This window comes from Nesterenkonia xinjiangensis (assembly GCF_013410745.1).
Lineage (GTDB): Bacteria > Actinomycetota > Actinomycetes > Actinomycetales > Micrococcaceae > Nesterenkonia > Nesterenkonia xinjiangensis.
In genome coordinates this window covers 3,461,517-3,487,561 of record NZ_JACCFY010000001.1, presented here as the reverse complement: position 1 = coordinate 3,487,561, position 26,045 = coordinate 3,461,517, and the positions used below count along the sequence as shown (strand labels likewise).

25 protein-coding genes are annotated in these 26,045 nt (G+C 68.4%); 16 read left to right on the top strand and 9 right to left on the bottom strand.

All coding sequences use genetic code 11. From position 1 onward, the window contains the following. The first annotated feature begins 88 nt into the window (after nucleotides 1-88). Both HNR09_RS15565 and HNR09_RS15560 read left to right on the top strand, forming a co-directional pair. Nucleotides 89-1,429 (top strand): glutamine synthetase family protein, encoded by a 1,341-nt coding sequence (locus HNR09_RS15565; RefSeq protein ID WP_179542853.1) that lies wholly within the window; start codon nucleotides 89-91, stop codon nucleotides 1,427-1,429. 16 nt (nucleotides 1,430-1,445) lie between these two features. Continuing rightward, nucleotides 1,446-4,517, top strand: coding sequence for a bifunctional [glutamine synthetase] adenylyltransferase/[glutamine synthetase]-adenylyl-L-tyrosine phosphorylase (locus HNR09_RS15560; RefSeq protein WP_179542852.1), 3,072 nt, complete (start codon nucleotides 1,446-1,448; stop codon nucleotides 4,515-4,517). On the opposite strand, the gene HNR09_RS15555 is transcribed toward HNR09_RS15560, so the two are convergent. Continuing rightward, nucleotides 4,502-5,500, bottom strand: coding sequence for an LLM class flavin-dependent oxidoreductase (locus HNR09_RS15555; RefSeq protein ID WP_322479550.1), 999 nt, complete (start codon nucleotides 5,498-5,500; stop codon nucleotides 4,502-4,504). The genes HNR09_RS15560 and HNR09_RS15555 overlap by 16 nt on opposite strands. 231 nt (nucleotides 5,501-5,731) lie before the next feature. On the opposite strand from HNR09_RS15555, the gene HNR09_RS16405 reads away from it, so the two are divergent. Together HNR09_RS16405 and HNR09_RS15550 are read left to right on the top strand one after the other, a co-directional pair. Continuing rightward, nucleotides 5,732-5,863: a hypothetical protein gene (locus tag HNR09_RS16405; protein ID WP_281366358.1), complete on the top strand. Its 132-nt coding sequence runs from the start codon at nucleotides 5,732-5,734 to the stop codon at nucleotides 5,861-5,863. A gap of 20 nt (nucleotides 5,864-5,883) precedes the next feature. Further along, nucleotides 5,884-7,002, top strand: a complete 1,119-nt coding sequence (locus HNR09_RS15550; RefSeq protein WP_378938609.1) for a N(5)-(carboxyethyl)ornithine synthase — start codon at nucleotides 5,884-5,886, stop codon at nucleotides 7,000-7,002. Nucleotides 7,003-7,175: 173 nt separating this feature from the next. Here the strand turns inward: HNR09_RS15550 and glnA are convergent, their stop codons facing one another. Continuing rightward, nucleotides 7,176-8,600, bottom strand: a complete 1,425-nt coding sequence (glnA, locus tag HNR09_RS15545; protein ID WP_179542850.1) for a type I glutamate--ammonia ligase — start codon at nucleotides 8,598-8,600, stop codon at nucleotides 7,176-7,178. 389 nt (nucleotides 8,601-8,989) lie between these two features. Between glnA and HNR09_RS15540 the strand changes: the two genes are divergently transcribed. Further along, a complete protein-coding gene (locus tag HNR09_RS15540; protein ID WP_378938606.1) occupies nucleotides 8,990-9,427 on the top strand; it encodes an RDD family protein in 438 nt (145 codons plus the stop codon). 37 nt (nucleotides 9,428-9,464) lie between these two features. On the opposite strand, the gene HNR09_RS15535 is transcribed toward HNR09_RS15540, so the two are convergent. From HNR09_RS15535 to HNR09_RS15525, 3 genes are read right to left on the bottom strand one after another with little or no spacing between them, the layout of a single operon-like run. Beyond that, complete coding sequence (locus tag HNR09_RS15535; RefSeq protein ID WP_179542849.1) at nucleotides 9,465-10,442, bottom strand: COX15/CtaA family protein; 978 nt, start codon at nucleotides 10,440-10,442, stop codon at nucleotides 9,465-9,467. Then, complete coding sequence (locus HNR09_RS15530) at nucleotides 10,433-11,197, bottom strand: ABC transporter permease (protein WP_179542848.1); 765 nt, start codon at nucleotides 11,195-11,197, stop codon at nucleotides 10,433-10,435. The genes HNR09_RS15535 and HNR09_RS15530 overlap by 10 nt, the downstream gene beginning before the upstream one ends. After that, nucleotides 11,194-12,141, bottom strand: coding sequence for an ABC transporter ATP-binding protein (locus HNR09_RS15525; RefSeq protein WP_343047571.1), 948 nt, complete (start codon nucleotides 12,139-12,141; stop codon nucleotides 11,194-11,196). The genes HNR09_RS15530 and HNR09_RS15525 overlap by 4 nt, the downstream gene beginning before the upstream one ends. Before the next feature lie 153 nt (nucleotides 12,142-12,294). Between HNR09_RS15525 and HNR09_RS15520 the strand changes: the two genes are divergently transcribed. The 7 genes from HNR09_RS15520 (at nucleotide 12,295) to HNR09_RS15490 (ending at nucleotide 19,195) form a co-directional block, all read left to right on the top strand. Next, a complete protein-coding gene (locus tag HNR09_RS15520) occupies nucleotides 12,295-13,158 on the top strand; it encodes a helix-turn-helix transcriptional regulator (protein WP_179542847.1) in 864 nt (287 codons plus the stop codon). Further along, nucleotides 13,155-14,612: a Fe-S cluster assembly protein SufB gene (sufB, locus tag HNR09_RS15515; RefSeq protein ID WP_179542846.1), complete on the top strand. Its 1,458-nt coding sequence runs from the start codon at nucleotides 13,155-13,157 to the stop codon at nucleotides 14,610-14,612. The genes HNR09_RS15520 and sufB overlap by 4 nt, the downstream gene beginning before the upstream one ends. Nucleotides 14,613-14,735: 123 nt before the next feature. Continuing rightward, the gene (gene sufD / locus HNR09_RS15510; protein WP_179542845.1) at nucleotides 14,736-16,025 is read left to right on the top strand and encodes a Fe-S cluster assembly protein SufD; all 1,290 of its coding nucleotides are present in this window, start codon (nucleotides 14,736-14,738) and stop codon (nucleotides 16,023-16,025) included. A gap of 92 nt (nucleotides 16,026-16,117) precedes the next feature. Continuing rightward, nucleotides 16,118-16,876, top strand: a complete 759-nt coding sequence (gene sufC / locus HNR09_RS15505; protein WP_179542844.1) for a Fe-S cluster assembly ATPase SufC — start codon at nucleotides 16,118-16,120, stop codon at nucleotides 16,874-16,876. 28 nt (nucleotides 16,877-16,904) lie between these two features. Then, nucleotides 16,905-18,266 carry a SufS family cysteine desulfurase gene (locus HNR09_RS15500; protein WP_179542843.1) on the top strand — a complete coding sequence of 454 codons (1,362 nt, stop codon included), beginning with the start codon at nucleotides 16,905-16,907 and terminating at the stop codon, nucleotides 18,264-18,266. Next, on the top strand, nucleotides 18,259-18,753 hold the full coding sequence (gene sufU / locus HNR09_RS15495) for a Fe-S cluster assembly sulfur transfer protein SufU (protein ID WP_343047570.1): 495 nt from the start codon (nucleotides 18,259-18,261) through the stop codon (nucleotides 18,751-18,753). The genes HNR09_RS15500 and sufU overlap by 8 nt, the downstream gene beginning before the upstream one ends. Nucleotides 18,754-18,862: 109 nt before the next feature. Next, entirely contained in the window at nucleotides 18,863-19,195 is a 333-nt protein-coding gene (locus tag HNR09_RS15490) for a metal-sulfur cluster assembly factor (RefSeq protein WP_179542842.1), read from the top strand. Nucleotides 19,196-19,228: 33 nt separating this feature from the next. Here the strand turns inward: HNR09_RS15490 and HNR09_RS15485 are convergent, their stop codons facing one another. Beyond that, on the bottom strand, nucleotides 19,229-19,909 hold the full coding sequence (locus HNR09_RS15485; RefSeq protein ID WP_343047569.1) for an energy-coupling factor ABC transporter ATP-binding protein: 681 nt from the start codon (nucleotides 19,907-19,909) through the stop codon (nucleotides 19,229-19,231). Between the two features lie 172 nt (nucleotides 19,910-20,081). On the opposite strand from HNR09_RS15485, the gene HNR09_RS15480 reads away from it, so the two are divergent. Continuing rightward, complete coding sequence (locus tag HNR09_RS15480; RefSeq protein ID WP_179542841.1) at nucleotides 20,082-21,680, top strand: ATP-binding cassette domain-containing protein; 1,599 nt, start codon at nucleotides 20,082-20,084, stop codon at nucleotides 21,678-21,680. Between the two features lie 50 nt (nucleotides 21,681-21,730). On the opposite strand, the gene HNR09_RS15475 is transcribed toward HNR09_RS15480, so the two are convergent. Next, on the bottom strand, nucleotides 21,731-22,495 hold the full coding sequence (locus HNR09_RS15475; protein WP_179542840.1) for an SDR family oxidoreductase: 765 nt from the start codon (nucleotides 22,493-22,495) through the stop codon (nucleotides 21,731-21,733). Between the two features lie 49 nt (nucleotides 22,496-22,544). Then, a complete protein-coding gene (gene fabG, locus HNR09_RS15470) occupies nucleotides 22,545-23,252 on the bottom strand; it encodes a 3-oxoacyl-ACP reductase FabG (RefSeq protein ID WP_179542839.1) in 708 nt (235 codons plus the stop codon). Nucleotides 23,253-23,365: 113 nt separating this feature from the next. On the opposite strand from fabG, the gene HNR09_RS15465 reads away from it, so the two are divergent. From HNR09_RS15465 to HNR09_RS15455, 3 genes are read left to right on the top strand one after another with little or no spacing between them, the layout of a single operon-like run. Further along, the gene (locus HNR09_RS15465) at nucleotides 23,366-23,788 is read left to right on the top strand and encodes a DUF3099 domain-containing protein (RefSeq protein WP_179542838.1); all 423 of its coding nucleotides are present in this window, start codon (nucleotides 23,366-23,368) and stop codon (nucleotides 23,786-23,788) included. Then, nucleotides 23,775-24,074, top strand: a complete 300-nt coding sequence (locus HNR09_RS15460; RefSeq protein WP_246348909.1) for an acetone carboxylase — start codon at nucleotides 23,775-23,777, stop codon at nucleotides 24,072-24,074. The genes HNR09_RS15465 and HNR09_RS15460 overlap by 14 nt, the downstream gene beginning before the upstream one ends. After that, on the top strand, nucleotides 24,071-24,982 hold the full coding sequence (locus tag HNR09_RS15455; protein ID WP_179542837.1) for an SURF1 family cytochrome oxidase biogenesis protein: 912 nt from the start codon (nucleotides 24,071-24,073) through the stop codon (nucleotides 24,980-24,982). The genes HNR09_RS15460 and HNR09_RS15455 overlap by 4 nt, the downstream gene beginning before the upstream one ends. Nucleotides 24,983-25,009: 27 nt before the next feature. Here HNR09_RS15455 and HNR09_RS15450 read toward each other — a convergent pair whose 3' ends face one another. Then, nucleotides 25,010-26,041 carry a M56 family metallopeptidase gene (locus tag HNR09_RS15450; RefSeq protein WP_343047568.1) on the bottom strand — a complete coding sequence of 344 codons (1,032 nt, stop codon included), beginning with the start codon at nucleotides 26,039-26,041 and terminating at the stop codon, nucleotides 25,010-25,012. Between the last annotated feature and the right edge of the window lie 4 nt (nucleotides 26,042-26,045).

Sequence of the window (26,045 nt, the reverse complement as noted above, 5' to 3'; positions counted from 1 at the left end):
CGGGCCGGGCCGCCCCAGACGTGGGCGGAGTCTTGGGTAGAGTGGGAACGGCGAGACACCCACGCATGTCAGAGAGGCTGCAGCGAGCATGGACCGACAGCAGGAATTCGTACTTCGCACCATCGAGGAACGAGACGTGCGTTTCGTGCGCCTCTGGTTCACCGACGTCGTCGGCGCGCTCAAATCCGTGGCGCTGGCTCCGGCCGAGGTCGAGGGCGTCTTCAGCGAGGGGCTGGGCTTCGACGGCTCCTCCATCGAGGGGCTCTCCCGTGTCTTCGAATCCGACATGCTGCTCAAGCCGGACCCCTCCAGCTTCCAGATCCTTCCCTGGCGCGGTGAGGAGGAGCCCACGTCCCGGATGTTCTGCGACATCCTCACCCCGGACCAGGAGCCTGCCTCCGCGGACCCGCGATCGGTGCTGCGCCGTCAGCTCGACTCCGCCGGTGAGATGGGCTTCACCTGCTACACCCACCCGGAGATCGAGTTCTACCTGCTGGACTCCGAGGAGCTCGACGCCACGGGCAGCCCTGTTCCTGTGGACCGCGCCGGCTACTTCGACCATGTCACCGGCAGCGTCTCCCAGGACTTCCGCCGCCATGTGGTCTCCATGCTCGAGGCCGTGGGCATCTCGGTGGAGTTCAGCCACCACGAGGCCGGCCCGGGGCAGAACGAGATCGATCTCCGCTACGCCGACGCCCTGACCACCGCGGACAACATCATGACCTTCCGGACGGTCATCAAAGAGGTCGCCGTCATGCAGGGGAAGTACGCGACCTTCATGCCGAAGCCCTTCACCGAGCACCCGGGATCCGGCATGCACACGCATTTCGGGCTCTTCGAGGGCGACACCAACGCCTTCTTCGCACCCAACGCGGAGTTCAACCTGTCGACCATCGCCCGGCAGTTCATCGCCGGAGTGCTGACGCACGCGCCCGAGTTCACCGCCGTCACGAACCAGTTCGTGAACTCCTACAAGCGACTCTGGGGCGGGGGAGAGGCGCCGTCGCACGTCTCCTGGGGCCACAACAACCGGTCCGCGCTGATGCGCGTGCCGCTGTACAAGCCCACGAAGGGCGGGTCGGCCCGTGTGGAGTTCCGCGGCATCGACTCCTCCGCCAACCCGTACCTCGCCTACGCCGTGGTGCTCGGCGCCGGGCTGAAGGGCATCAAGGAGGAGTATCAGCTGGCAGAGGCGATCACCGAGGACGTCTGGTCGCTGACCACTCCCGAGCGCAAGGCGCTGGGCATCAAGCCGCTGCCGGGCACTCTGCACGACGCGATCCGGCAGATGGAGGAGTCCGAGCTGGTGGCCGAAATCCTGGGTGAGCAGGTCTTCGAGAATTTCCTGCGCAACAAGCAGCAGGAGTGGGACGAGTACCGCATCAACGTCTCACCGTTCGAGATCAACCGCTACCTCGGGATGATCTGAGCCCGGTCGGGCGAGCATGAGCGGACTGACCTCACGTGACCTGATCGCTGCCGGATTCGACGAGCTGGAGCGGGCGGCGACCTTCCTCCAGGACGAGCAGCTCAGCGGCCTGGACCGCACCGCCCTGCTGCGGACACTGCGCCGGGCGCCTGACGCGGACCAGGCGCTGCTGCTGCTGATCCGTCTGCTCGAGCGGGCTCCGGAGGTGCGTCGGCTCTTCGACGATGCCGATGAGGGGCACCACCGGCAGGCCGTGCCGCTGATCCGGCTCCTGGGCGCGTCGCGGGCGCTGGGCGAGTTCCTCGTGCGAAGGCCCGAATCCGTCCAGGTGCTCTTCGACCACGCCGCGGCCGGTCAGGGGGAATCGCCTCGCGAGCTGCCCGCGGTGGTCGACGCCGAGACCTTCCGCACCGGGCTCATGGAGGCGGTGCGCGCAGATCCGCAGGCGGAGGCGCCCGCCGCCGGGCTCGAGGGGGAGTTCACCGCACGGGAGGCCGCCGTCGCCCTGCGTGTGGCCTATCGTCGCGAACTGACCGCCGTCGCGCTCCGCGACCTCTGCGCCGCAGATCCGTTGGCCTATCAACCCCTGGTCTCCCAGCAGCTGGCGGACCTGGCCGCGGGAGCGGTCGACGCCGCCCTGGCCGTCACACGTGCTGAGCTGGCTGACCGCCACGGCGAGGCCGCCCACCAGGTGGAGCTCGCTGTCATCGGCATGGGCAAGTGTGGAGCCCGGGAGCTCAACTACATCTCCGACGTCGACGTCGTCTACGTCCACCGGGCCCCGGAGCACCTCGACGAGATTGAGGCGCGCAGAATCGCCGTCAGCCTGGCCGGCGGGATCTCCCGGACCATCAACTCCTCCGCCCCCGAGCCCGGGCTGTGGGAGGTGGACGCGAACCTGCGCCCGGAGGGCAAGGGCGGCGCGCTCAGCCGGACCTTGGAGTCCCACGTGGAGTACTACCGCCGATGGGCCCACGGATGGGAGTTCCAGGCGCTGCTGAAGGCCCGGCCGATCGCCGGCAGCGCGGCGCTGGGCCAGGACTACATCGAGAAGCTCTGGCCGCTGGTGTGGAGCTCCTCGCAGCAGGTCGAGTTCGTGGAGAACGTCCAACGGATGCGCCGCCGGGTCTTCGAACACATCCCCGCCGAAGACGTCGACCGGGAGATCAAGCTCGGGCGGGGTGGGCTGCGCGACATCGAGTTCACCGTCCAGCTGCTCCAGCTGGTCCATGGCCGGGTGGACGAGGACCTCCGCGTCCGGGACACCCTCACCGCCATCCGCGCTCTGGACGAGGGCGAGTACATGGCCCACCGGGACCAGGAGGCGATGTCTCGGTGCTACCGGCAGCTGCGCCTCTATGAACATCGCATCCAGATGTCGAACATGCGGCGCACCCATCTGATGCCGACTCGTGAACCGGAGCTGCGGGCTCTCGCGCACGCCGTCCGGCCCCCGCAGGCTGAGCGCCGTGACACGGCCCAGGATCTGCTCAAGGCCTGGCGCAGCGTGGTCCGTGAGGTCGCCACCTTCCATGAGACCATCTTCTACCGACCGCTGCTCTCCACCACTGCCGTGCTCTCCGACGAGGAGGTCAGGCTCTCCTCGCAGGCCGCCCAGGACCGCCTGGCCGCGCTGGGCTACTCCGACACCCCGGGGGCGATGCGGCACATCGAGGCGCTGACCTCCGGAGTGACCCGCCGGGCCACGCTCCAGCGGCGGATTCTGCCGATGATGCTCGGCTGGTTCGCCGAGGGGGTGGATCCTGATCGTGGGCTGCTGGCCTTCCGTCGCCTCAGCGAATCGCTGGGCACGAGTCCCTGGTACCTGACCATGCTGCGTGACTCTTCAGTGGCAGCCGAGCGGCTCTGCCACATCCTGACCAGCTCTCGTTTCATCTCGGACCTGCTGGAGCACTCCCCGGAGTCGAGTCGGTGGCTGGGGGACGACACCGCCCTGCAGCCGCTGAGCTTCGAGTCCCTATGGACCGAGATCCGTCATCAACTGGCTCGCCACGAAGGTGATTCCTCCACTGCGGTGAGGCTGACCCGGCTGGTGCGTCAGCGTGAGGTGCTGCGCATCGCCATCGCGGACGCCGCCGGGCTCCTGGAGCTCGACGAGGTGGGGCTGGCGCTCTCCGACGTGGACCGTGCCGCCACGCTGGGTGCCCTGCACGTAGCCGAGCGGGAGGTCTTCGCAGAGCACGGCGAGCAGGTGAAGTTCCTGGTGGTGGCCATGGGACGCCAGGGCGGCCGCGAGATCTCCTACGGCTCGGACATGGACGCGATGTTCGTCCACCGTGCCGTCGAGGGTGCGGATCCGTCGGTCGCCGACGAGCAGGCTCGTCGACTGGCCACCCGGCTGACCGCGCTCCTGTCCCAGTCGGTGAAGCCGCCGGTGCGCGGTGAGGATCCGCTCAAGCTGGACGCCGATCTGCGGCCGGAAGGAAAGAACGGGCCGATCTCGCGGACTCTGGAGTCCTTCCGTGAGTACTACCGCCGCTGGATGGACGTCTGGGAGCGGCAGGCTCTCCTCCGAGCCCGCCCGATTGCCGGTTTCGACGGTCTGGCGGAGGATTTCATGGCGCTGGTCGACGAGGTGCGCTATGGCGCGGCACCCAGCGCGGCCGAGGTGCGGGAGATCCGCCGCATCAAGGCGCGCGTCGAGTCCGAGCGGCTGCCTCGTGGAGCCGATCCCTCACGCCATGTGAAGCTGGGCCGCGGTGGGCTCTCCGACGTCGAATGGCTCGCTCAGCTGATGCAGCTCCAGCATGCCCACGATGTGCCGGCGCTGCGGGTGACCAACACGTTGGACACCCTGGAGATCCTCGTCCAGCACGAGCTGATGGACAGTGCGGACGCCGGCGTCCTGGCCGAGGCGTGGCGGCTCTGCACGCGGGTGCGGGCAGCCTCGAAGGTCTGGAGCGGCAGGACGGCGGACGTGCTGCCCTCCTCGCGTCGTGACGTGGAGGCGGTGGCCCGCTGGTGCGGATTCGACGCCGGCTCGGCGGCTGCCTTCGAGGAGCACTATCTGCGCACCACCAGGCGGTGTCGACAGGTCTACGAGCGGCTCTTCTACGCCGAGGCCTGAGGAGCGAGCAGCTCGAGACTGCGGTGCTGCACGTCCTCTTGGGGAGCGAGGTTGACCAGCATCAGCTCATCGGCGGAGGCCTCCTCGGCGAAGGTGTCCAGCCAGTCGATGACCTCCTCCGCGGTGCCTGCCACAGTACGGCTGAGCATGCCCAGAACCTGCTGCCCGGCCGGGTGGTCACGCAGCATGACCACGTCATCGTCGCTGAGGGTGCGGTTCCGGCCCAGCATGTTCCGGATCCAGGAGTCTTCTGCGGCCTGACGCTGCGCCCGAGCGATGTCGCCGTCGTCGTGGGCGATCACGTTGGCCGCGGCGATGAAGTGGGGACGGGCGTCCGGGCCCAGCAGCGATGTGGAGGCGTCGAACGATGAGCGGTAGACGTCGGCGGCCTGGACTAGCATCTGCGGGGCGAAGTGGGAAGCGAAGGCGTAGGGCAGACCGAGCTTGGCAGCCAGCTGGGCGCCGAACAGCGAAGAGCCCAGGACGTACATGGGGACCCTGGTCGCATGGCCGGGATACGCATGGACCCCGGGGATCCGGGAGTATCCGGCCAGGTAGCCGTTGAGCTCCATGATGTCGGACTCGAAACGGTCTGCCTCGGTGCCGTCGCGCCGCAGCGCCCGCATGGTGGCGCCGTCGGTGCCGGGTGCCCGCCCCAGTCCCAGGTCGATCCTTCCAGGAAACAGCGTCTCGAGCATGCCGAACTGCTCGGCGATGACCAGCGGTGTGTGGTTGGGCAGCATGATCCCTCCCGACCCGACGCGGATGGTCGACGTCGCGGCGGCGATGTGCTGGATCATCAGCGCGGTTGCTGAGGAGGCGATGTGCGGCATGTTGTGGTGTTCGGCGAACCAGAGCCGGGAGTAGCCGAGTCCGTCGGCGGTGCGGGCCAGACGCCGACTGCGGGCGATGCCGTCCGCGATGCTCTCCGAGCCTCGGACGGTCGCCAGATCCAGCAGGGACAGCGGACGGGATGCAGGCACAGCGACTCCTCGCGACGGGGACGGGCCAGGACAATTCATCAGGCCCTCTGGTGCAACGGGGAGGGCACAGGTGGTCATCCCGGGTTCGCTGAGAGCATCATCACCCGTCGACCACGGGCTGCCTTCCCTGGTGCCGGATCCGGGCCGGAGCTACCGGGAGTCAGCCCCGTGGACGGAACAGGCGTACGGTGGGGTCATGGAGCCGTCCAGGCTTCCAACCCAGGAGTCACCATGAGCGATAAGTCGCCACGTAAGAATCTTTCCAAGAAGTCCGAGAAGTCCATCAAAGAGAAGCGCGCCGACAAGCGGGCTGCGGCGGCTGAGAAGTCCTTCGGCGAGAAGCTCGCCGGGAAGAAACGCTGACGGGCCGATCCCTTGGCGTGGTGGGTACCTCGACCAAGGAGAACGAATTCCGCCTTCCGCTGCATCCCGATCACCTGGGGCGACTGGACGAATCGATCCGGTCCCGCATCACTCTGGAGCACGGGTACGGGCAGCGGTTCGGCCGCACCGATGATGATCTGGGCGAACTCGTCGGCGGCTTCGCGCCGCGGGACGAGCTGATCGCGACCTCCGACGTCGTGCTGATGCCCAAGCCCCAGCATGAGGACGTGGCGCTGATGCGCGAGGGCCAGGTGCTCTGGGCCTGGACCCACTGCGTTCAGGACCCGGGGATCACGCAGCTGGCGATCGACGAGGGCCTGACACTGATCGCCTTCGAGGCCATGCATCATTGGACCGCCGACGGCGCGGTGGGACTTCATGTGTTCCACAAGAACAACGAGCTCGCCGGATACAGCTCGGTCCTTCATGCCCTGCAGCTGACAGGATCCACCGGTGACTACGGACGCCCGCTGAGCGCCGTCGTCATCGGATTCGGTGCGACCGCCCGAGGGGCGGTCACGGCGCTCAACGCACACGGCGTGCATGATGTCCATGTGCTGACCAACCGCGGTGTCGCGGCCGTCGGGTCACCGATCCACTCGGTCCGGATCCGGCAGTTCGAGCACGACCGCGACGGCGCACACCTCTCCGAGGTCATCACCGACGAGGGCCGCATGCCGCTGGCGGCGTTTCTGGCGCGTGCTGACATCGTGGTCAACTGCACCCTGCAGGACACGGCCGCACCGTTGACGTACCTGACCCACGACGACCTCGCCCGTTTCCGTCCCGGAAGTCTGATCGTGGACGTGTCCTGCGACGAAGGGATGGGTTTCGAATGGGCGCGGCCGACCTCGTTCATCGACCCGATCTTCACCGTGGGGGAGAACGTCATCTACTACGGAGTGGACCACAGCCCGTCCTATCTGTGGAACTCCGCGACCTGGGAGAACAGCCTCGCGCTGCTCGGGTTCGTGCCGACGGTGCTGGACGGGCCGGAGGCCTGGGAGGGGGACGAGACGATCGGCCGCGCGATCGAGATCCGCGACGGCCACGTCATCAACCCTCAGATCCTGGCGTTCCAGGGTCGCGCCGCAGAGCACCCTCATCCGGTCGGCTGAGCTGAGGAGAGGTCGCTTGGCCGAGCGCCTCCTCTGAGCAGGCAGGCGCCCTTGAGGCCGGACATGACAGAAGCGCCGCACGCAGCCGGGCGGACAGCTGCGAGCGGCGCTTCTGTGTCTGTGTCACCTGGGGGAGGAGCGGGCGATGACCCGGCTCCCTCCCGCGGGACGCATCAGACCGAGTAGTAGAGCTCGAACTCGTAGGGGTTCGGGCGCAGGTTCAGCGGGAGGATCTCCTCCTCGCGCTTGTACGCGATCCAGGTCTTGACGATCTCCTCGGTGAACACCCCGCCTTCGAGCAGGAACTCGTAGTCGTTCTCCAGCGCCTCGAGGGCCTCGTCCAGCGAGCCGGGGGCCTGCGGGATGGTGGCGAGCTCCTCGGCGGGCAGCTCGTAGAGGTCCTTGTCGACCGGCTCGTGCGGCTCGATGCGGTTCCGGATGCCGTCCAGGCCCGCCATCATCTGCGCCGCGAAGGCCAGGTAGGGGTTGCCCGAGGCGTCCGGGGCGCGGAACTCGAGGCGCTTGGCCTTCGGGTTGGCGCCGGTGATCGGGATGCGGATGGAGGCCGAGCGGTTGCCCTGCGAGTACACCAGGGAGACCGGAGCCTCATAGCCCTTGACCAGTCGCTTGTAGGAGTTCACGGTCGGGTTCGTGAACGCGAGCACCGCGTGGGCGTGCTTCAGCAGACCACCGATGTACCAGCGAGCCGTGTCCGAGAGGTTCGCATAGCCCTTCTCGTCGAAGAACAGCGGCTCGCCGTCCTTCCACAGCGACTGGTGGCAGTGCATGCCGGAGCCGTTCTCCTCGAAGATCGGCTTGGGCATGAAGGTCGCGGACTTGCCGAACTGGTCAGCGGTGTTCTTGACCACGTACTTGAACTTCTGCACGTCGTCGGCCGCGTGGACCAAGGTGTTGAACTTGTAGTTGATCTCCTGCTGGCCCGGGGCTGCGACCTCGTGGTGCGAGCGCTCGACCTCGAGGCCGACGTTGTCCATGGCCACGCAGATCGCGTCACGGAGGTCGGCGGTCTTGTCCTGCGGGGAGACCGGGAAGTATCCGCCCTTGGTGGCGAGCTTGTGGCCCATGTTGCCGCCGCTGATCTCTTCCGCGGAGTTCCAGTTGGCCTCCTCGGCGTCCACGGCGTAGAAGGACGCCTGCGGGGAGGACTGCCACTTCACGTCGTCGAAGACGAAGAACTCTGCCTCGGCGCCGAAGAAGGCGGTGTCGGCGATGCCGGAGGACGCCAGGTACTCCTCGGCCTTCTGCGCGACGCCGCGCGGGTCGCGGACATAGGGCTCCCCGGTGCGCGGGTTGACGATCGAGAAGTTCATCGCCAGGGTCTTCTCGACGCGGTACTCGTCGATGAACGCGGTCGCGACGTCGGGGAGCAGCTGCATATCAGACTCTTCGATGCCCTGGAATCCACGGATCGAGGAGCCGTCGAACAGCTGGCCGTTCTCGAAGAAGTCGAGGTCGACAGTCTTGGCCGGGACGTTGAAGTGGTGCTGGCTGCCAGGAAGGTCGGTGAAGCGGATGTCGACGAACTTGACGTCCTCCTCCTGGATGAACTTCAGGACTTCTTCGGGATTGCTGAACATGCGTCCTTGCTCCTCATGGATATCGTGCTGGGCTCCGGGCGGACCCGGTCTGCGTTGTTCACCCTAGCGGCATCGGCACAGGCATGTGGGACCGATCACCGTGGATGACCTGCCGACCGTGATGCCTCGTCGCCGCAGTCTCGCGGTGGTCGGTCCTGCGATTCTGTGCTGTGAGCCGGGGCTCTCGCTCGGGCTCAACGGTATGCAGGCGGCATTTCTCGACCGTCACGCAAATGTTTCAGCCATGTAACTTAAGTTGCTCATCGGGTCCCCTGGGCCGGATGTCGACACAGTCTCCCGGGGCTCACTGTGCCTGAGGTGCCACTAGACTGGTGGGCCTGAAGGGGCCGGCCGACCAGCGCCGGTGATCCGCCGAGCAGAGGAGATCCGTGGCAGCCAGTCGAGACCCGCGTCCTGGGCATTCTGAGGAGCCCGACGGAGGCATTGGGGACAGGTGGCCCGGGGACCGCCTGGGGCTGCCGGAGCGCGGGCCAGGCAGCCTGGCCCCCTTCGGGCGGAGGGTGCTGGCCCTGCTGATCGACTGGGGCATCGCCCTGCTGATCTCCACCATGTGGTTCGACGCGGACCCGATCGTCACGCTGCTCATCTTCGCGGCGATGCACATCATCCTCATCGGCCTGCTGGGGGTGACCATCGGCAAGCGACTGGTCCGGATCCAGGTGGTGCGCGGTGCTCGGGCCCCCGGACCCCTGTGGGCCACGGTGCGGACGCTGCTGTTGCTCGTGGTCATCCCGGCGATCGTGTTCGGCCCGGATGGACGCGCAGGGCATGACCGTGCGGCCGGGACCACGCAGTTGAGGATGTGACCGTGCGGCTGACCATGCCGCTGAAGATCGGCTCCGCTCAGCGTGACACGACGTCCTCGGCGGACGCACCCTCCAGGCCGCGGGTCCGATAGCTGGCTCGGAGTCGGTCGAAGACCATCGTGGCGGTGGCGATGAGCAGCGCGGACCCCAGCATGTGAAAGAGCACCAGCAGGATCGGCAGCCCGGTGAAATGCTGGATGTAGCCGATGGTGCCCTGGGCCAGGATGACCGTGACCAGCCACCAGGCGGCCTTCTTCTGCGCCGGTGAGGCCTGCAGCCGACGCTGGCGCAGCATGATCGCGACGGCGGCGGCGCACAGCACATAGACGGGGACCACATGAAGCCGGGTCACCAGGTCGGCGTCGAAGTCGTGGCGTGGCGCGCCCGGGTCTCCCGCGTGCGGCCCGGTGCCGGTGACGATGGTGCCCAGGATGACGGCGGCCCAGCTGGCGGCGAGGACCACCGGAGCCATGGCCGTGGTCACGGAATCGGTGGCGCCGTCGACGAGTGGGCGCCCGGTGGCCCCGTCATGGTGAAGCTCGAGGGTGACCCGGTGGAGCAGCTGGGCGGCCAGCATCACCAGCACCGAGGACAGCACGAAGTGCAGTCCCACGACCCAGGGGTTGAGGTTGGTCCAGACGGTGATCCCGCCGATGACCCCCTGCAGCGGGATGCCCAGGCCGATCAGCAGAGCTCGGACGACCAGGGGCCGATGGCTGTCCCAGAGCCTCACGAGGGCCAGGAACATGGCCAGGCTGATGGCGATCAGGACATAGGTCAGCAGCCGGTTGCCGAACTCGATGGCCCCGTGCATGCCCATCTCGGGGGTGGAGACCCAGGAGTCCGGAGTGCACCGCGGCCATTCCGGGCAACCCAGGCCGGAGGCGGTGAGCCTCACGGCCCCGCCGGTGATCATGATGCCGATGTTGGAGATCAGCGTGGCGATGGCCAGGATCCGCGTGGTGCGCGTGATCCGTGTGGGGAGACGGCTGGTGAGGGAGTCGGTCAGCGCCATTGGAACCACCTTCGTGCGGCGAGGACGGCGAGCACGGACCAGCTCGCCAGGACGAGTGCAGGGACCGGGGCGAGGGCCCCGTCGATCGTGGCCGCGCGGAGTCCCTCTCCCAGTGCGGCGGAGGGCAGGAGGAGGAGCAGGACGCCGGGACCCTCATGGTGCAGGGGGAAGACGGCGCCGCCGGCGGCGCCGAGCAGCACCCAGAGGATGTTGGTGACCGCCAGAGTGGCCTCCGCGCGCACGGTGCCCGCCAGCAGGAGCCCCAGCGCGGTGAACGCTGTGGCGCCCAGCAGCAGGAAGATCAGCAGCCAGGCCAGGCCGCCGGGGGAGGGCTGCCAGCCCAGCACCAGACCGGCGGTGCCGATCACGACCACCTGGATCGCCACCACGCAGGCCACGGCCACCGCCTTTCCCAGGATGAGGCCGGTCGGGCCCAGGGGCGTGGTGGACAGATAGGCCAGCACTCCGTACTGCCGTTCGAAGCCGGCGGCGATGCCCTGACCGGTGAAGGCCGAGGCCATCACCGCCAGGGCCAGGACGCCGGGGGTGATGACGTCGATGCTGGGCACGGTGAGCCCGTCCGCGGCACTGCCGGCGACCAGGTCCAGGCGGTGCGCTCCGACGAGCACGAGCAGCGGCAGGATCACCGAGACGAGCAGCTGCTCGCCGTTGCGCAGCACGTTGCGGGTCTCGTAGGCGCCGTGGGCGAGGATCCGGCGTGCCGCGGGGGCCGGGCTGGCGGTCTGGAGACTCATGAGACGGACACCTCCCAGAAGACGTCCTCCAGAGTGCGGGCCTCGAAGGAGACCTCGCCGGGCATCAGATCGATGTGCTCCCACCAGGCGGTCAGCCGGTGGAGGTCCTCGGGTCCGGCGATGGCGCCGACGGCCCAGCGGGCGCCGGGCTCGTTGTCCGCGCCGCCGTCGAGCGACACCGGCGTCGGGGCGGCGTCGAGCTCCGCCCGGGTGAGCGTGCGCGGAGAGACGAAGAGCAGGCGGCGGCTGCGGCCGTCCTCGGTGAGCTCGGCGACGGTGCCGTGGCGGACCACGACACCGTCCTTGAGGATGTGGACCGAGTCGGCGAGCCTCTGGGCCTCCTCGAGCAGATGTGTGGTGAGCACGATACCCAGGCCTCTGTCGCGCAGATGCGTGATCAGCTCGAAGGTCATCTGCCGCGACTGCGGGTCCAGCCCCGCCGAGGGCTCGTCGAGGAAGACGGCCTCAGGGCTGCCGATCAGGCTCGCGGCCAGGGCCACGCGCTGGCGCTGTCCGCCTGAGAGGCGGCGGATCGAGGTGGTCATGAAGTCGGCCATGTCGAGCCGTTCGACGAGGTCGTCGAGGGGCCAGGGGGTGCTGTGCAGTCTGGCCACGTGCTCCAGGAGGATCCGCGGGCGGACGGCCTGGGGGAGGCCGCCGTCCTGGAGCATCACGCCGACGCGGGCGCGCAGCGCCGCGGAGCCGTGCCAGGGGTCCTCTCCCAGCAGGCTCACGGCGCCCTGCGACGGACGCAGCAGGCCCTGCGCGCACCCCAGGGCGGTGGTCTTTCCTGCACCATTGGGGCCCAGGAGCACGGTCACCTCGCCTCGGCGGGCGGTGAAGTCGACGCCGCGCAGGATCTCCTGAACCCCGGCCCGTGAGCGGGCGGAGCCGACGGCGTACCGGACCTGGCGCAGGCTGAGGCAGAGAGATTGCTGGGGCACCAGGACATTCTACATTTCTACAGGTTGTAGTAGAGGGGGCCTCCGGGTCCTCCGTGCCAGATGACGGAGCAGGGGCCACGCTGCGGTGTCGCCTCCGGTCAACACAGGGTCGCCTTACTGGCACGCCAGATCTGAATAAGTCACAATAGACTCATGTATTCGAGCCGGAACTCCGAAGAGCCCGAGCTGGTGTCCTCCGACGCCGGTCGGGACGGCGACGGCACCACCCGCGAGCGGGTGCTGCAGCTCGTCGTCGAGGAGGGTCCCATCAGTGCCGCGGCCCTGGGTCGGCGGCTCGACCTGACGGCGGCGGCTGTGCGCCGTCACCTCGACGCCATGGCCGAGCAGGGCATCGTGGAGATCAAGAACGTCACCTCGCGCCGCAAGGGCGCCGGCCGTCCCTCCCGTCGATATGTCATCTCACAGCGCGGCCAGGAGGCCCTCGGTGACGATTATCTCTCGCTGACCCGCCGTGCTCTCGAGGTGCTCGGGGACTCTGTGGGCGAGGAGGCTCCTCGCGCGCTGGCCGCGGCGTACTTCGCTGACCATGAGGAGCGCTACCGGGAGCAGCTCGCCGGAGTGGAGGACCTCGACGAGCGCACCGAGAAGCTCGCCGAGCTCTTCAACGCCGACGGCTTCGCCGGATTCACCCGCAAGGTGGGCCGCGACAACCCCCTGATGGCCATGCAGTCCACCCAGCTCTGTCAGGGCCACTGCCCCGTCCGGGAAATAGCAGAGGCGCATCCGGTGTTCTGTGAGGAAGAGACCGAGATGATCTCTCGACTTCTCGAGGTCGATGTCCGGCGTCTCTCCACCCAGGCCTCCGGGGCTCATGTCTGCACGACACATGTCCCGGTCGGCCGCGAGCGGCTCGCCGCCGAGCAGCGGGCCCGGCGCGTCGCGTCGGAGGACCCGCAGGACCCCACGTCACGCCCCGCCTCCGCAGGCCCCCGCCTGTCCGGCGGCGGGCGCAAGAGAATCGTCATCTCCCCCCGTCAACAAGAGAGGTTGTCATGACCGAGCAGATCCAGCGCACCGAGGACCCGGGTGTCATCTCCGAGATCCTTGAGAAGAATCCGGAGCTGAACGGGATCGGCGCCTACGAGTACGGCTGGTCCGACTCCGACACCGCAGGGGCCAACGCCAAGCGCGGCCTCGATGTGAGCGTCGTCGAGGACATCTCCTCCAAGAAGTCCGAGCCGGAGTGGATCCTCAAGCTGCGCAAGAAGGGCCTGAAGTACTTCCAGCGCAAGCCGCAGCCGATGTGGGGAGCGGACCTCTCGGGGATCGACTTCGACAACATCAAGTACTTCGTCCGCTCCACCGAGAAGCAGGCCCGTACCTGGGAGGACCTGCCCGAGGACATCCGCAACACCTACGAGCGGCTCGGCATCCCCGAGGCGGAGCGTGGGCGCCTGGTCGCCGGTGTCGCCGCCCAGTACGAGTCGGAGGTCGTCTACCACCAGATCCGTGAGGACCTGGAGGCTCAGGGCGTCATCTTCATGGACACCGACACCGCTCTGAAGGAGCACCCGGAGTTCTTCGAGGAGTACTTCGGCTCCGTGATCCCGGTCGGCGACAACAAGTTCGCCGCACTGAACACGGCCGTGTGGTCCGGCGGCTCCTTCGTCTACGTGCCCAAGGGCGTGAAGGTGGAGATCCCGCTCCAGGCCTACTTCCGCATCAACACCGAGAACATGGGCCAGTTCGAGCGGACGCTGATCATCGCCGACGAGGACTCCTACGTCCACTACATCGAAGGCTGCACCGCGCCGATCTACGACACCGATTCGCTGCATTCGGCCGTGGTGGAGATCGTGGTCAAGAAGAACGCCCGAGTCCGTTACACGACCATCCAGAACTGGTCCAACAACGTGTACAACCTGGTCACCAAGCGTGCCGTGGTCGACGCCGGCGGGACCATGGAGTGGATCGACGGCAACATCGGCTCCAAGGTCACCATGAAGTACCCGGCGGTGTACCTCACCGGTGAGCACGCCAAGGGTGAGACCCTCTCCCTGGCCTTCGCCGGCGAAGGCCAGCACCAGGACACCGGGTCCAAGATGGTCCACATGGCCCCGCACACCTCGAGCTCCATCGTCTCGAAGTCGGTGGCCCGCAACGGCGGCCGCGCCTCCTACCGTGGCCTGATCCAGATCAACGAGGGCGCCGAGCACTCGGCGAACTCCGTGGTCTGCGACGCGCTGCTGGTGGACACGATCTCCAAAACCGACACGTACCCGTACATCGACATCCGCGAGGACGACGTCACCCTCGGCCATGAGGCGACGGTCTCCAAGGTCTCCGAGGACCAGCTGTTCTACCTGATGGCTCGCGGGCTGGCCGAGGACGAGGCCATGGCGATGATCGTGCGAGGCTTCATCGAGCCGATCGCCCGTGAGCTGCCGATGGAGTACGCCCTCGAGCTCAACCGCCTCATCGAGCTGCAGATGGAAGGCTCTGTGGGCTGATCACCGCCCGCCTCACACCGCGACGCGGTGCCCACGGACACCCGCTCAGGGGCTGCCCTGAGCGGGTGTCCGTGGGAACAGACTTCACCGACATCTCCACGACAGACAAGGGACGAGGAACAGATGACGAACACCCCCGCTGACCAGGCGGAGAAGGTCTCCGGAGTGGAGGTCGGCGAACGCCGCATCTCCATCCCCGGCATGACGGAGGAGGGCGAGAACCTCGCCGCCCAGACCAACCAGGCCGCCGAGCACACCCATGGCGGCCTCGGCGAGACCAAGAAGCTCACCTCGGGCATCGGATCTCGGGCCAACCGTCACGTCGGCTTCGACGCGGCGGGCTTCCCGGAGCCGAACGGCCGCGAAGAGGAATGGCGCTTCACCCCGCTGAAGAAGCTCGCCGGCGTGCTCACCGACACGCCGGGCGAGGCGGAGGCCGTCGACTACCAGGTCACCGCCTCCGACGCCGTCGTCGTCTCTTCCCTGTCCCAGGGTGCGGCGCCGCGCAACAGCGTGCTGCAGCCGGCCGACCGTGCCGCCGTCCTGGCCACGAAGAACGTCGCCGAGGCACTCCACGTGAAGGTCCCCGCCGACGTCGAGGTCGCCGAGCCGATCCGCGTGGACGTCACCGGCCGGGGAGCGGGACGTCGTGCCAACAGCCACATCGTGCTGGAGGCCGGGACCCACGCCACCGCCGTCTTCGTGCTCGAGCACCGGGGCAGCGCCGACTTCAACGGCAACGTGGAGGTCGTCGTCGGGGACGGCGCCCACGTCAAGGTGATCTCGCTGCAGCGCTGGGACGACGACGCCGTCCACGTCGGCCAGCACGACGCGGAGGTCGGCCGCGACGCCACCTACAAGCACGTCGCGATCTCGCTCGGCGGGTCGGTGATCCGGCTTAACACCAACTTCCGCTATGCCGCTGAGGGAGCCGAGGCCGAGATGTACGGCCTGTACTTCGCCGACTCCGGCCAGCACATCGAGCACCGCACCTTCGTGGACCACAACGCGCCGCGCAACACCTCCAACGTGCTCTACAAGGGTGCGCTGCAGGGAGAGTCCGCCCGGACGGTCTGGGTCGGCGACGTGCTGATCCGCAAGGCCGCCGAGGGCACGGACTCCTACGAGAAGAACCAGAACCTGGTGCTCACCGACGGCGCCCGCGCGGACTCGGTGCCCAACCTGGAGATCGAGACCGGGCTCATCGATGGTGCCGGACATGCCTCCTCGACCGGGCGCTTCGACGAGAACCACCTGTTCTACCTGATGGCCCGCGGCATCCCGGAGAAGGAGGCCCGCCAGCTGGTGGTCCGGGGCTTCCTCAACGAGATCATCCAGAAGATCGGTGTGGCCAGCATCGAGGACTCGCTGCAGGACGACCTGGAGAACGAGCTGGAGATCGCCGGCTTCTGAGCACCGATCGGTCGCCGCACACCGACGATGCGGGCCCGCCCCATCGCTTCACACTGACGCTTCAAGACACAGCAAAGGACAACGGACACGACATGTCTACTCTCGAGATCAAGGACCTCCACGTCTCCATCGAGACCGAGCAGGGCAGCAAGGAGATCCTCAAGGGCGTCTCCCTGACCATCAACTCCGGTGAGATCCACGCCATCATGGGCCCCAACGGCTCCGGCAAGTCGACTCTGGCCGCGACCATCGCAGGCCACCCTCGCTACGAGGTGACCTCCGGCTCCATCACCTTCGACGGTGAGGACGTCCTGGAGATGGGCGTCGACGAGCGCGCGCAGGCGGGCCTCTTCCTGGCCATGCAGTACCCGGTCGAGGTCCCCGGGGTGACCATGACCAACTTCCTGCGCACCGCCAAGACCGCCCTGGACGGCGAGGCGCCGAAGCTCCGCACCTGGACCAAGGAGGTCCGGGACGCGATGGAGCTGCTGAAGATCGACGCCGACTTCGCCAGCCGGAACGTCAACGAGGGCTTCTCCGGTGGTGAGAAGAAGCGCGTCGAGATCCTGCAGCTGGAGCTCTTCAAGCCGAAGTTCGCCGTGCTGGACGAGACCGACTCCGGACTGGACATCGACGCGCTGCGCGTGGTCTCCGAAGGTGTGAACCGTGCCCAGCAGAACAACGACATGGGCACCATGCTCATCACCCACTACACGCGCATCCTCAACTACATCAAGCCTGACCACGTGCACGTGTTCATCGACGGGCGGGTGGCCGAGCACGGCGGTCCCGAGCTCGCCGACGAGCTCGAGGCCAACGGCTACGACCGCTTCCTGGCCGCCACCGCCTGAGACGCCCATCTCGAGAGGCTCTGATCCGATGACCGCTGCTCAGCCGCAGCCCGCCGCGTCCACCGGCTCCGCCCCCTCCCTGAGCGCGGCGGAGCTGGCGGCCCTGCGCGCGGACTTCCCGCTGCTGGAGCGCACTGTGCGGGAGGGGCGGCCGCTGGTCTATCTGGACACGGCGGCCACCTCGCAGAAGCCGCGCGCGGTGCTCGACGCCGAGCGTCACTTCTACGAGCACACCAACGCGGCCGTGCATCGCGGTGCCCACCAGATCGCCGAGGAGGCCACGGAGGTCTACGAGGCGGCCCGTGCCGCCGTCGCCGGCTTCGTGGGCGTGGCCGAGGACGAGGTCGTCTGGACCAAGAACGCGACAGAAGCGCTGAACCTGGTCTCCCATGCCTTCCTCCACGCCACCCTCGATGCGCGTCTGGGTCGCGGCGAGCCTGATTCCGCGGAACTGTTCGCGCTGGCCGCCGGTGATGAGATCGTCGTGACCGAGGCTGAGCACCATGCGAACCTGGTGCCCTGGCAGCAGCTGGCCGCGCGCACCGGGGCCACGCTGCGCTGGATCGGCCTGACCGATGACGGGCGGCTGGACCCAGAGACCTTCTCAGTGATCACCGAGCGCACCAGGATCGTCGCGCTCACCCATGCCTCCAACGTCACCGGGGCCATCAGCCCGGTCGCCGAGGTGGTAGCCCTGGCTCGTCGATCCGGTGCGATCGTCGTGCTGGACGCCTGCCAGTCCGCGGCACATCTGCCCCTGGACCTGCGGGCGCTCGACGTGGACTTCGCGGCGTTCTCCGGGCACAAGATGCTGGGCCCCACCGGCATCGGCGTGCTCCATGGGCGCCGCGACCTGCTGGCCGCCATGCCCCCGTTCATCACCGGCGGGTCGATGGTGGAGGTGGTGACCATGGAGACGACCACCTTCATGCCCCCGCCGAACCGCTTCGAGGCCGGCACCCAGATGGTCGCCCAGACGGCAGGCGTCCACGCCGCGGTCGACTATCTCCAGAAGGTCGGCATGGACGTCTTCGCCGCCCATGAGGCCGAGCTCACCGAGATGCTGCTTTCCGGCATCGAGTCGGTGCCCGGCGTACGTGTGCTCGGCCCGCAGGACGCGGTGGACCGCCTCGCCGTGGTCTCCTTCGCCGTGGACGGCGTGCACCCGCACGACGTCGGACAGGTGCTCGACGACGCCGGCATCGCCGTGCGGGTGGGTCACCACTGTGCTCAGCCGGTGCACCGTCGGCTGGGGGCGCATGCCTCCGCCCGCGCGTCGGCGGGGATCCACACCACAGCGGCGGAGATCGAGTCCTTCATCGACGCGCTGGGCCGGGTCCGGCCCTTCTTCGGCCTCGGCTCGACTCCCGTGGGAGGCGTCCGTGGCTGATGCGATGGAGCAGCTCTATCAGCAGGTGATCCTGGATCATTCCCGGGAGCGCCATGGGCAGGGCCAGCTCGAGATCTTCGACGGGGAGTCCTTGCAGATCAATCCCACCTGCGGTGACGAGGCCCGGCTGCAGGTACGGGTGGAGGAGCACGGCAGCACCGAGGGCGGTGACGCCGCGCTGCGGATCGTCGACCTGGGCTGGGAGGGTCAGGGATGCTCCATCTCCCAGGCCTCCCTGTCAGTGATGCACGACCTCGTCGACGGCGTCGACCTCACCGAGGCCGAGGCGCTGGGAGAGACGTTTCGCGACCTGATGCGAGGGCGCGGGCGGCCGTTGGAGGACGAGCAGCGGCAGGAGAGCCTCGAGGACGCCTCGGCGTTCGTCGGGGTCGCCAAGTATCCTGCACGCATCAAGTGCGCGCTGCTGGGGTGGATGGCCCTGCACGACGCGCTGCTGCAGGCCCAGGCCTCCCGAGGGCGGACCTGACCCTGGTCCGTGGCCGGCCGTCGGGCCGCGCCCCACAGCAGCCGGCCGCACGGGCCGGGCATACACGGTGACGCCGAGGCGTTACGCCATCCAGGAAGGAGACCAGAGCATGAGTGAGACCCCGACCACCGAGCGGACCCCGCTCGAAGACATCGAAGAGGCCCTCAAGGAGGTCATCGACCCCGAGCTGGGCATCAACATCGTCGACCTGGGCCTGCTCTATGGCCTGAACTATGCGCAGGACGGCGCCCTGGTGATTGACATGACGCTGACCACCGCGGCCTGCCCGCTGACCGACGTCCTCGAGGACCAGGTCGGCCAGCACGTCGGCACCATGGTGGACGAATGGCGGCTGAACTGGGTGTGGATGCCGCCGTGGGGCCCGGAGAAGATCACCGAGGACGGCCGTGAGCAGATGCGCGCCCTCGGCTTCAACATCTGAGGCTGCCCGCCTGATCCGGCGGGCTGGTGACCCTCAGGCTCCTTCGGGGGTCTGCAGGGCGAGCCTGCGGTAGCGAGGGATCGCTGCCGCGGGCTCATCGTCGTCGAGGAGCCTGCCGTGATCGAAGACCAGGACCCGGTCCGCCTGCGCGGCGAACTCCAGGTCATGGGTGGCCAGCAGCAGCGGGACCTCCAGCCCCAGCAGGCGTCGTCGGAACTCGGCGGCGTTGCGGAGGTCGAGCAGGGTGGTGGGCTCGTCGGCGATCACCAGCTCGGGCTCGGTGGCCAGCACACCGGCCAGCGCGACCTTCTGCCGCTCTCCGGAGGAGAGCTCGTAGACGCTGGCCTCCTCCCGGTGGCCCAGCTCCAGGGACTCGAGGATCTCGCGCATCCTGCGGGTGCGCTCGGCCCGACCCTTGATCGTGCCGCGCAGTGAGAACTCGATGTCCTCACCGACCACCGGCATGATGATCTGCGCCTGCGGGTTCGCGAAGATGAACCCGGAGCGCGGCACGGTGGGGGAGAAGCGGATCTCCCCGGCGGAGGGCGCGACCAGCCCTGCCACCAGCCGCAGCAGCGTGGACTTCCCGGAGCCGTTGGCGCCGACCACCGCCACCACATGTTCTTCCAGCGTGAGGCTCAGCTCGTGGAGGATCGTCCGTCGTGTGCCGTCAGGGGAGTCCACCTCCACCTGGACCTCTGAGATCTGCGTCACCAGCCCGGCGGCGGGCTGGCCCGCCGTCGTCGTCCCCGCCCCGGGGCTCGACTGGACAGTCTCGTTAGACTGTCCAGGGTGCCGGGGTCCCGTGCCATCGAACATCTCTGCCATATCGACTGCTGCTCCGCTCTGCGGTCGTCTCTGTCTACCTCAGGAAGGCCTGTCAACTGTGATCAGCGTATCGAACCTCGAGCTCCGAGCCGGCGCCCGTCTGCTCATGGACGAGGTGTCCTTCCGCATCGACTCCGGGGACAAGATCGGCCTGGTGGGGCGCAACGGTGCCGGCAAGACCACTATGACCAAGGTGCTGGCCGGCCAGGCGGAGCCCGCGGACGGCCACGTCGAGCGCAGCGGCTCCGTGGGCTACCTGCCGCAGGACCCTCGGGTGGAGAACATGGAGCAGCTGGCCCGGGAACGCATCCTCTCCGCCCGCGGACTCGACGACGTCATCACTCGGATGCGCACCGCCGAGGAACAGATGAGCTCCTCCGACGAGACCGTCCAGGCCCGGGCCATGAAGCGCTACTCCTCGCTGGAGGCCCGGTTCGTGGCCGCTGGAGGCTATGCCGCCGAGTCCGAGGCCGCCACGATCTGCGCTAACCTCGACCTTCCCGAGCGCATCCTCACCCAGCCGCTGAAGACCCTCTCCGGAGGTCAGCGCCGCCGTGTGGAGCTGGCGCGGATCCTCTTCTCGGACGCGGACACCCTGCTGCTCGACGAGCCCACCAACCACCTGGACCAGGACTCCATCGTCTGGCTGCGTGACTACCTGCAGCACTTCTCCGGCGGGTTCATCGTGATCTCTCACGATGTGGAGCTCATGGAGCGCACCGTCAACAAGGTCCTCTACCTGGACGCCAACCGCTGCGTGGTCGACGTCTACAACATGGGGTGGAGGAACTACCTCACCCAGCGGGAGCAGGACGAGGCACGGCGCAAACGGGAGTTCGCCAATGCGGACAAGAAGGCGACAGCCCTGCGGTCCCAGGCCGAGAAGATGCGGGCCAAGGCCTCGAAGGCCGTGGCCGCCCAGAACATGCTCAAGCGCGCCGACCGCATGATGGCCGGCGTCGAGGGTGAACGGCAGGCCGACCGGGTCGCCAACATTCGCTTCCCACGGCCGGCTTCCTGCGGCAAGACTCCACTGTTCGCCGAGGGTCTCTCGAAGTCATACGGCTCCCTGGAGATCTTCACCGGCGTGGACCTGGCCATCGACCGCGGGTCCCGCGTGGTGATCCTCGGCTACAACGGTGCCGGCAAGACCACTCTGCTGCGCATGCTGGCCGGAGTCGCTCAGCCGGACTCCGGGGCGGTCATCCCCGGCCACGGACTCAAGCTGGGGTACTACGCCCAGGAGCACGACACCTTGGACACCGAGCGCACCGTGCTGGCGAACATGAAGACTGCGGCCCCGGAGCTCGCTGACACCGAGCAGCGACGGATCCTGGGCTCCTTCCTGTTCACCGGCGACGACGTCCACAAGCCGGCGGAGGTGCTCTCGGGCGGGGAGAAGACACGCCTCGCCCTGGCCACATTGGTCGCCTCGAGCGCCAACGTGCTGCTGCTCGACGAGCCCACCAACAACCTCGACCCGGCCTCCCGCGAGGAGATCCTGGCCGCGCTGCGCACGTATGAGGGCGCCGTCGTGCTGGTCACCCACGATGAGGGCGCGGTGGAGGCGCTGGCTCCCGAACGGGTGGTGCTGCTGCCCGACGGCGTGGAGGACCTCTACACCGCGGACTATCAGGACCTCGTCAGCCTCGCCTGAGGTGGCCTGAGCCTCGGCGCGCCCAGGCCCCAGGGCCCGGGCGCGTGGGCTCAGCGCTGTCGGTCCAGGAAGTCCTGGGCGCCGCCGACGAGCTCCACATGCCCCTGCGCCAGGCCGTCTCGATTCACCTGGGAGGCGATCTCGACGGCGAACTCCTCCACCGAGTAGAGCCGGCCTGCGGCTTCGCGGCGGGCGTCGATGGCCCCGGGCTCGGCGCGTTCGAGCAGCGTGGCGGTGATGGTCCCCTCGATCATGTCGCCGGAGACGACGGTCAGAGTGATGCCCTTCTCCTCCAGCTCCGGAATCATGGCGATCAGCGCGTCTTCACCGGCACGCTTGGAGCGTGCCACCGGTTCGTAGGCGTCCATGGTCGCGGTCGCATTGATGAAGTGCGCCTGGTGGCTGGTGACGAAGACGACCTGAGAGCCGCGCGGCATCACCGCCATGGCGGTGCGCAGCATCTGCACCTGGGCGTCGCGGTTGAGCGTCAGCGCATAGTCCTCGCCCCGGCCGGCCTCCATGCCGCCGGAGGCGTTGAGGATGAGCAGGTCCAGGGAGCCGAAGGTGGAGACCGCGGCGTCGACCAGAGCCTGGGCCCCGGCGGCCTCGGTGAGGTCGGCGCCGACGGCGACGGCGCGGCCGCCCGCCTCCTCGATGCCCTTGACGACCTTCTGGGCGCGCGGGGCCTTCTGGCGATAGTTGACCACGACGCCGGCGCCCCGAGCGGCGATCAGCTGGGCGGTGGCGGCACCGATGCCGCGGGAGGACCCGGTGATGACGGCGCCGGTCCCGGCGAGGTCCTGGGTGTCAGTCATGTCTGTGAGTTTCCTTCTGTGCTGGATGTCGGAGAGGGGGGCGAATGACTCAGTGGCCCATTCCCAGGCCGCCGTCGACGGGAATGACGGCGCCGGAGATGTAGGCGGCCTCGTCGGAGGAGAGCCAGCGGACCACCTGTGCGACCTCGTCGGTCTCGGCGAAGCGGCCCGCCGGGATGCTCGCCAGGTACTTCTTCTGGGTGTCCTCGTCCAGCGCGTCGGTCATGTCCGACCGGACGAAGCCGGGCGCCACCACGTTGGCGGTGATCCCTCGTCCGCCGAGCTCGCGGGTCAGGGAACGGGCCATGCCCACCAGGCCCGCCTTGGACGAGGAGTAGTTGATCTGGCCCGGGGAGCCATAGAGGCCCACCACCGAGGAGATCAGCACCACGCGGCCCCTGCGCATCTTCAGCATGCCCTTGGAGGCCCGCTTGAGCACGCGGAAGGCGCCGGTGAGGTTGGTGTCGACGACGTCGGTGAAGTCGTCCTCGGACATGCGCAGCAGCAGCGTATCCCGGGTGATGCCGGCGTTGGCGACGAGCACCTCCACCGGGCCGTGCTCCTTCTCCACCGTGGTGAAGGCCTCATCGATCGAGGCGGCATCGGTCACGTCGGCGGCCACGCCCAGCGCGCCCTCCGGGGCGTCACCGTTGCGGGTGGTCACCGCCACCTTGTCTCCATCCGCGATGAACTTCTCGGCGATGGCGCGGCCGATGCCTCGGTTCCCGCCGGTGATCAGTACGCTGCGTCCGCTCATGGGTCTCCACTCGTCACGATGGTCAGAACTGCCCACCAGCCTATGTCAGCGACCCGGTGACCGTCTCGTCACATCGCCGGTATGCTTCCAGGTCGGAGCACTACAATGGAGCGGTGAACGAACAGGTCCACTCCATCACGGACGCTCCCCAGCGCCACAGCGAGGAGCAGCACGGCCGCATGGTGCGCTACGCCGTCTCCATGGGCATCCGCGCTGTGTGCTTCGTGCTGGCCGTGGTCGTGCAGAACTGGATGACCTGGGTGTTCCTCGCGCTGGCCGTGGTGCTGCCCTACGTCGCGGTCACCGTGGCCAATGCCGGCACTGACCGCTACTTCCGCTCCCGTGACGCCGAAGGGGTGTCCGCGACGCCGCAGCTGCCCTCCGGCACTGCGCAGCTGGGCAGCGTGCCGTCTTCGGAGAGCGAAGATGCCGCCGACGCCGCCGGCGACCCCCGGCCGGAGGGCGACGACCACGGGCCGGTGCAGATCATCGAAGGTGAAGTCGTGCGAGATGATGGAGACGATGGACGTCCTTAGCTCGCTGGGCGGACCGGACGGCCAGGACGCCGGTCCGGAGACCCCCCAGTGCTCCCGCAGAGGCTGCCGCTCCGAGGCGTGCTGGCAGATCCTGTGGAACAACCCGAAGATCCATGCGCCCGATCGCCGAAAGATCTGGCTCGCCTGTGATGAGCATCGCCCGTGGCTGGAGAACTTCCTCGCGCAGCGGCTCTTCTGGCGCAGCACCGAACCGCTGCCTTCCCATCCTGCAGGTGGCCGCTCCGGAGAGCGCGGCCCAGGTGACGTCCAGGAGGGCTCCGGATGACCCGCTACCGCTTCCTGCTCAGCCCCACCTGGTTGGGCTGGCTGGCCGTCTGTGTGGGTTTCGCCGTGGCGTGTGTCTTCCTCGGCCAGTGGCAGCTCGACCGCCGTGAGCAGGCCATGCAGGACATCAACCGTGTCGTGTCCAACTACGACGAGGAGCCGACCCCGTATGCGGAGGTCCGGGAGACGTTCCACCAGCCCCACGCCGACGATGAATGGACCGTCACCACGATGCGCGGGCAGTACCTGTCCGAAGATGTTCGGCTGGTCCGCAACCGCGGCCACAGTGGGGCCGTGGGCTATGAACAGGTGATGCCGTTTCAGATCGACGGCGGCGACGTCGTCGTGATCAGCCGCGGCTGGCTCCCCACGGACAGCACTGACGCCTCCCTGCCGGCCTATATGCCGGAGCCGCCGCGCGGTGAGATCGAGCTGACCGTGCGGCTCAAACCTGCGGAGCCGGAGATCGATCGAGGGGCCCCCGAGGGGCAGCTGGCCTCCCTGGACCTGGTCGACTATGAGCAGCAGTTGGGCCGAGAGATCGTCACCGGGGCCTACGGGCTCATGGCCGAGGAGGATCCAGCTCCCGCCGAGCAGCCTCGCCCCCTGGCGAGGCCTCAGCTCGACGAGGGCCCGCATCTGTCCTACTCCATGCAGTGGTACGCCTTCGGGCTGCTGGGATTCATCGGCTGGGGATACGCGGCGAGGCTGACGGCCAGGAACCGAGATCTGGACCTCATCGCCGAGGAGGAGGGAGGACGGGAGCGCGCCGCCGGGGTGGCCTCGGCTGGAGTCTCGAAGCAGGATCGCCTGCGCGAGGCGCGGCGGATCCGCCGCCTGCGCGCCGGAAGGGCCAGTGACGAGGACGTCGAGGACGCGTGGGTCGAGGAACGTCTCGGCTCCCGCTGAAGCCGCTGCGGCCTGCCCGACGCCGGATCAGAGGATCAGCAGCAGGGCCGTCGGAACGGTGAGCAGAGCTGCGGCCGTGGCCACGACGACGATCTGGGCGGCACGCGGCAGCGCCGGGGGCGGGACCAACAGCCGCCGGAGCCGTGCGGTGGTGATCACCGCGCCGCCGGCGCCCGCCGTCGCTCCGCGGGCCGCGTCCACCGGCGGGGCAGCTGCTCCTTCAGGAGCGGGCGCAGCCTCAGTGGACGCGGCGTCGGGGGTGCTCAGGGCCAGAGAGCGCAGGAGATCCTCACGGGAGTGCTCCTGCAGGGCGCCGTCATCGGCGAGCATCTCGGTGAGCTCCAGCACCGCTTCCCGCCCGTAGCGGGTCGTCGGCAGCCAGGGCAGTGCGCGGTACCAGGCGTCGAAGGCCATGGTCAGCAGGTGATGGCGTTGCTGCAGGTGGGTGCGTTCATGGGCCACCACGGCAGCGAGTTCCGCGCGGGAGAGCTGCTCCAGCAGGCCGCGGGAGAGCACCGTCACCGAGGTGGCGTTCGTGCGCCCGGGCAGGCAGTAGGCCAGCGGGGCATCATGGTCGATGACGTGGGCCTCGTCCAGGGCGGCTCCGGACATCGACGGCCCGGCCTGGGCCGGTGTGCTGCTGTCGAAGGGGGTGGACAGCAGTCTGACCAGGTCCCGATGCCTGCGCCGAGATCCCAGCACGCGGATGTAGGTGCGAAGCAGGGTGAGCAGCAGATGCGCGCCGAGCATGACCCCCAGGCACAGCGCGAAGACATGGAGGGGGAGGACATGCAGATCCTCCAACGCGCTGAAATCTGCCGCGAACAACAGGCGCAGCACTTCCGCGGCGGCCTCATGGAGGGAGTCCCCGAACGGGCTGAGGCCGTAGACCAGCGGCGCTCCGATCAGGGCGAGCCCTCCGGCCAGCGCGATCGCCTGCCACAGCAGCATGGCGGTCCAGGGGGAGCGCGCGCGGAATCCGGCGCGGCTGAGCATCCGTGGGATCGGCACGGCCAGCAGGAACGCCAGGACGGCGAGGAAGAGGGCCAACGAGGTCACGATG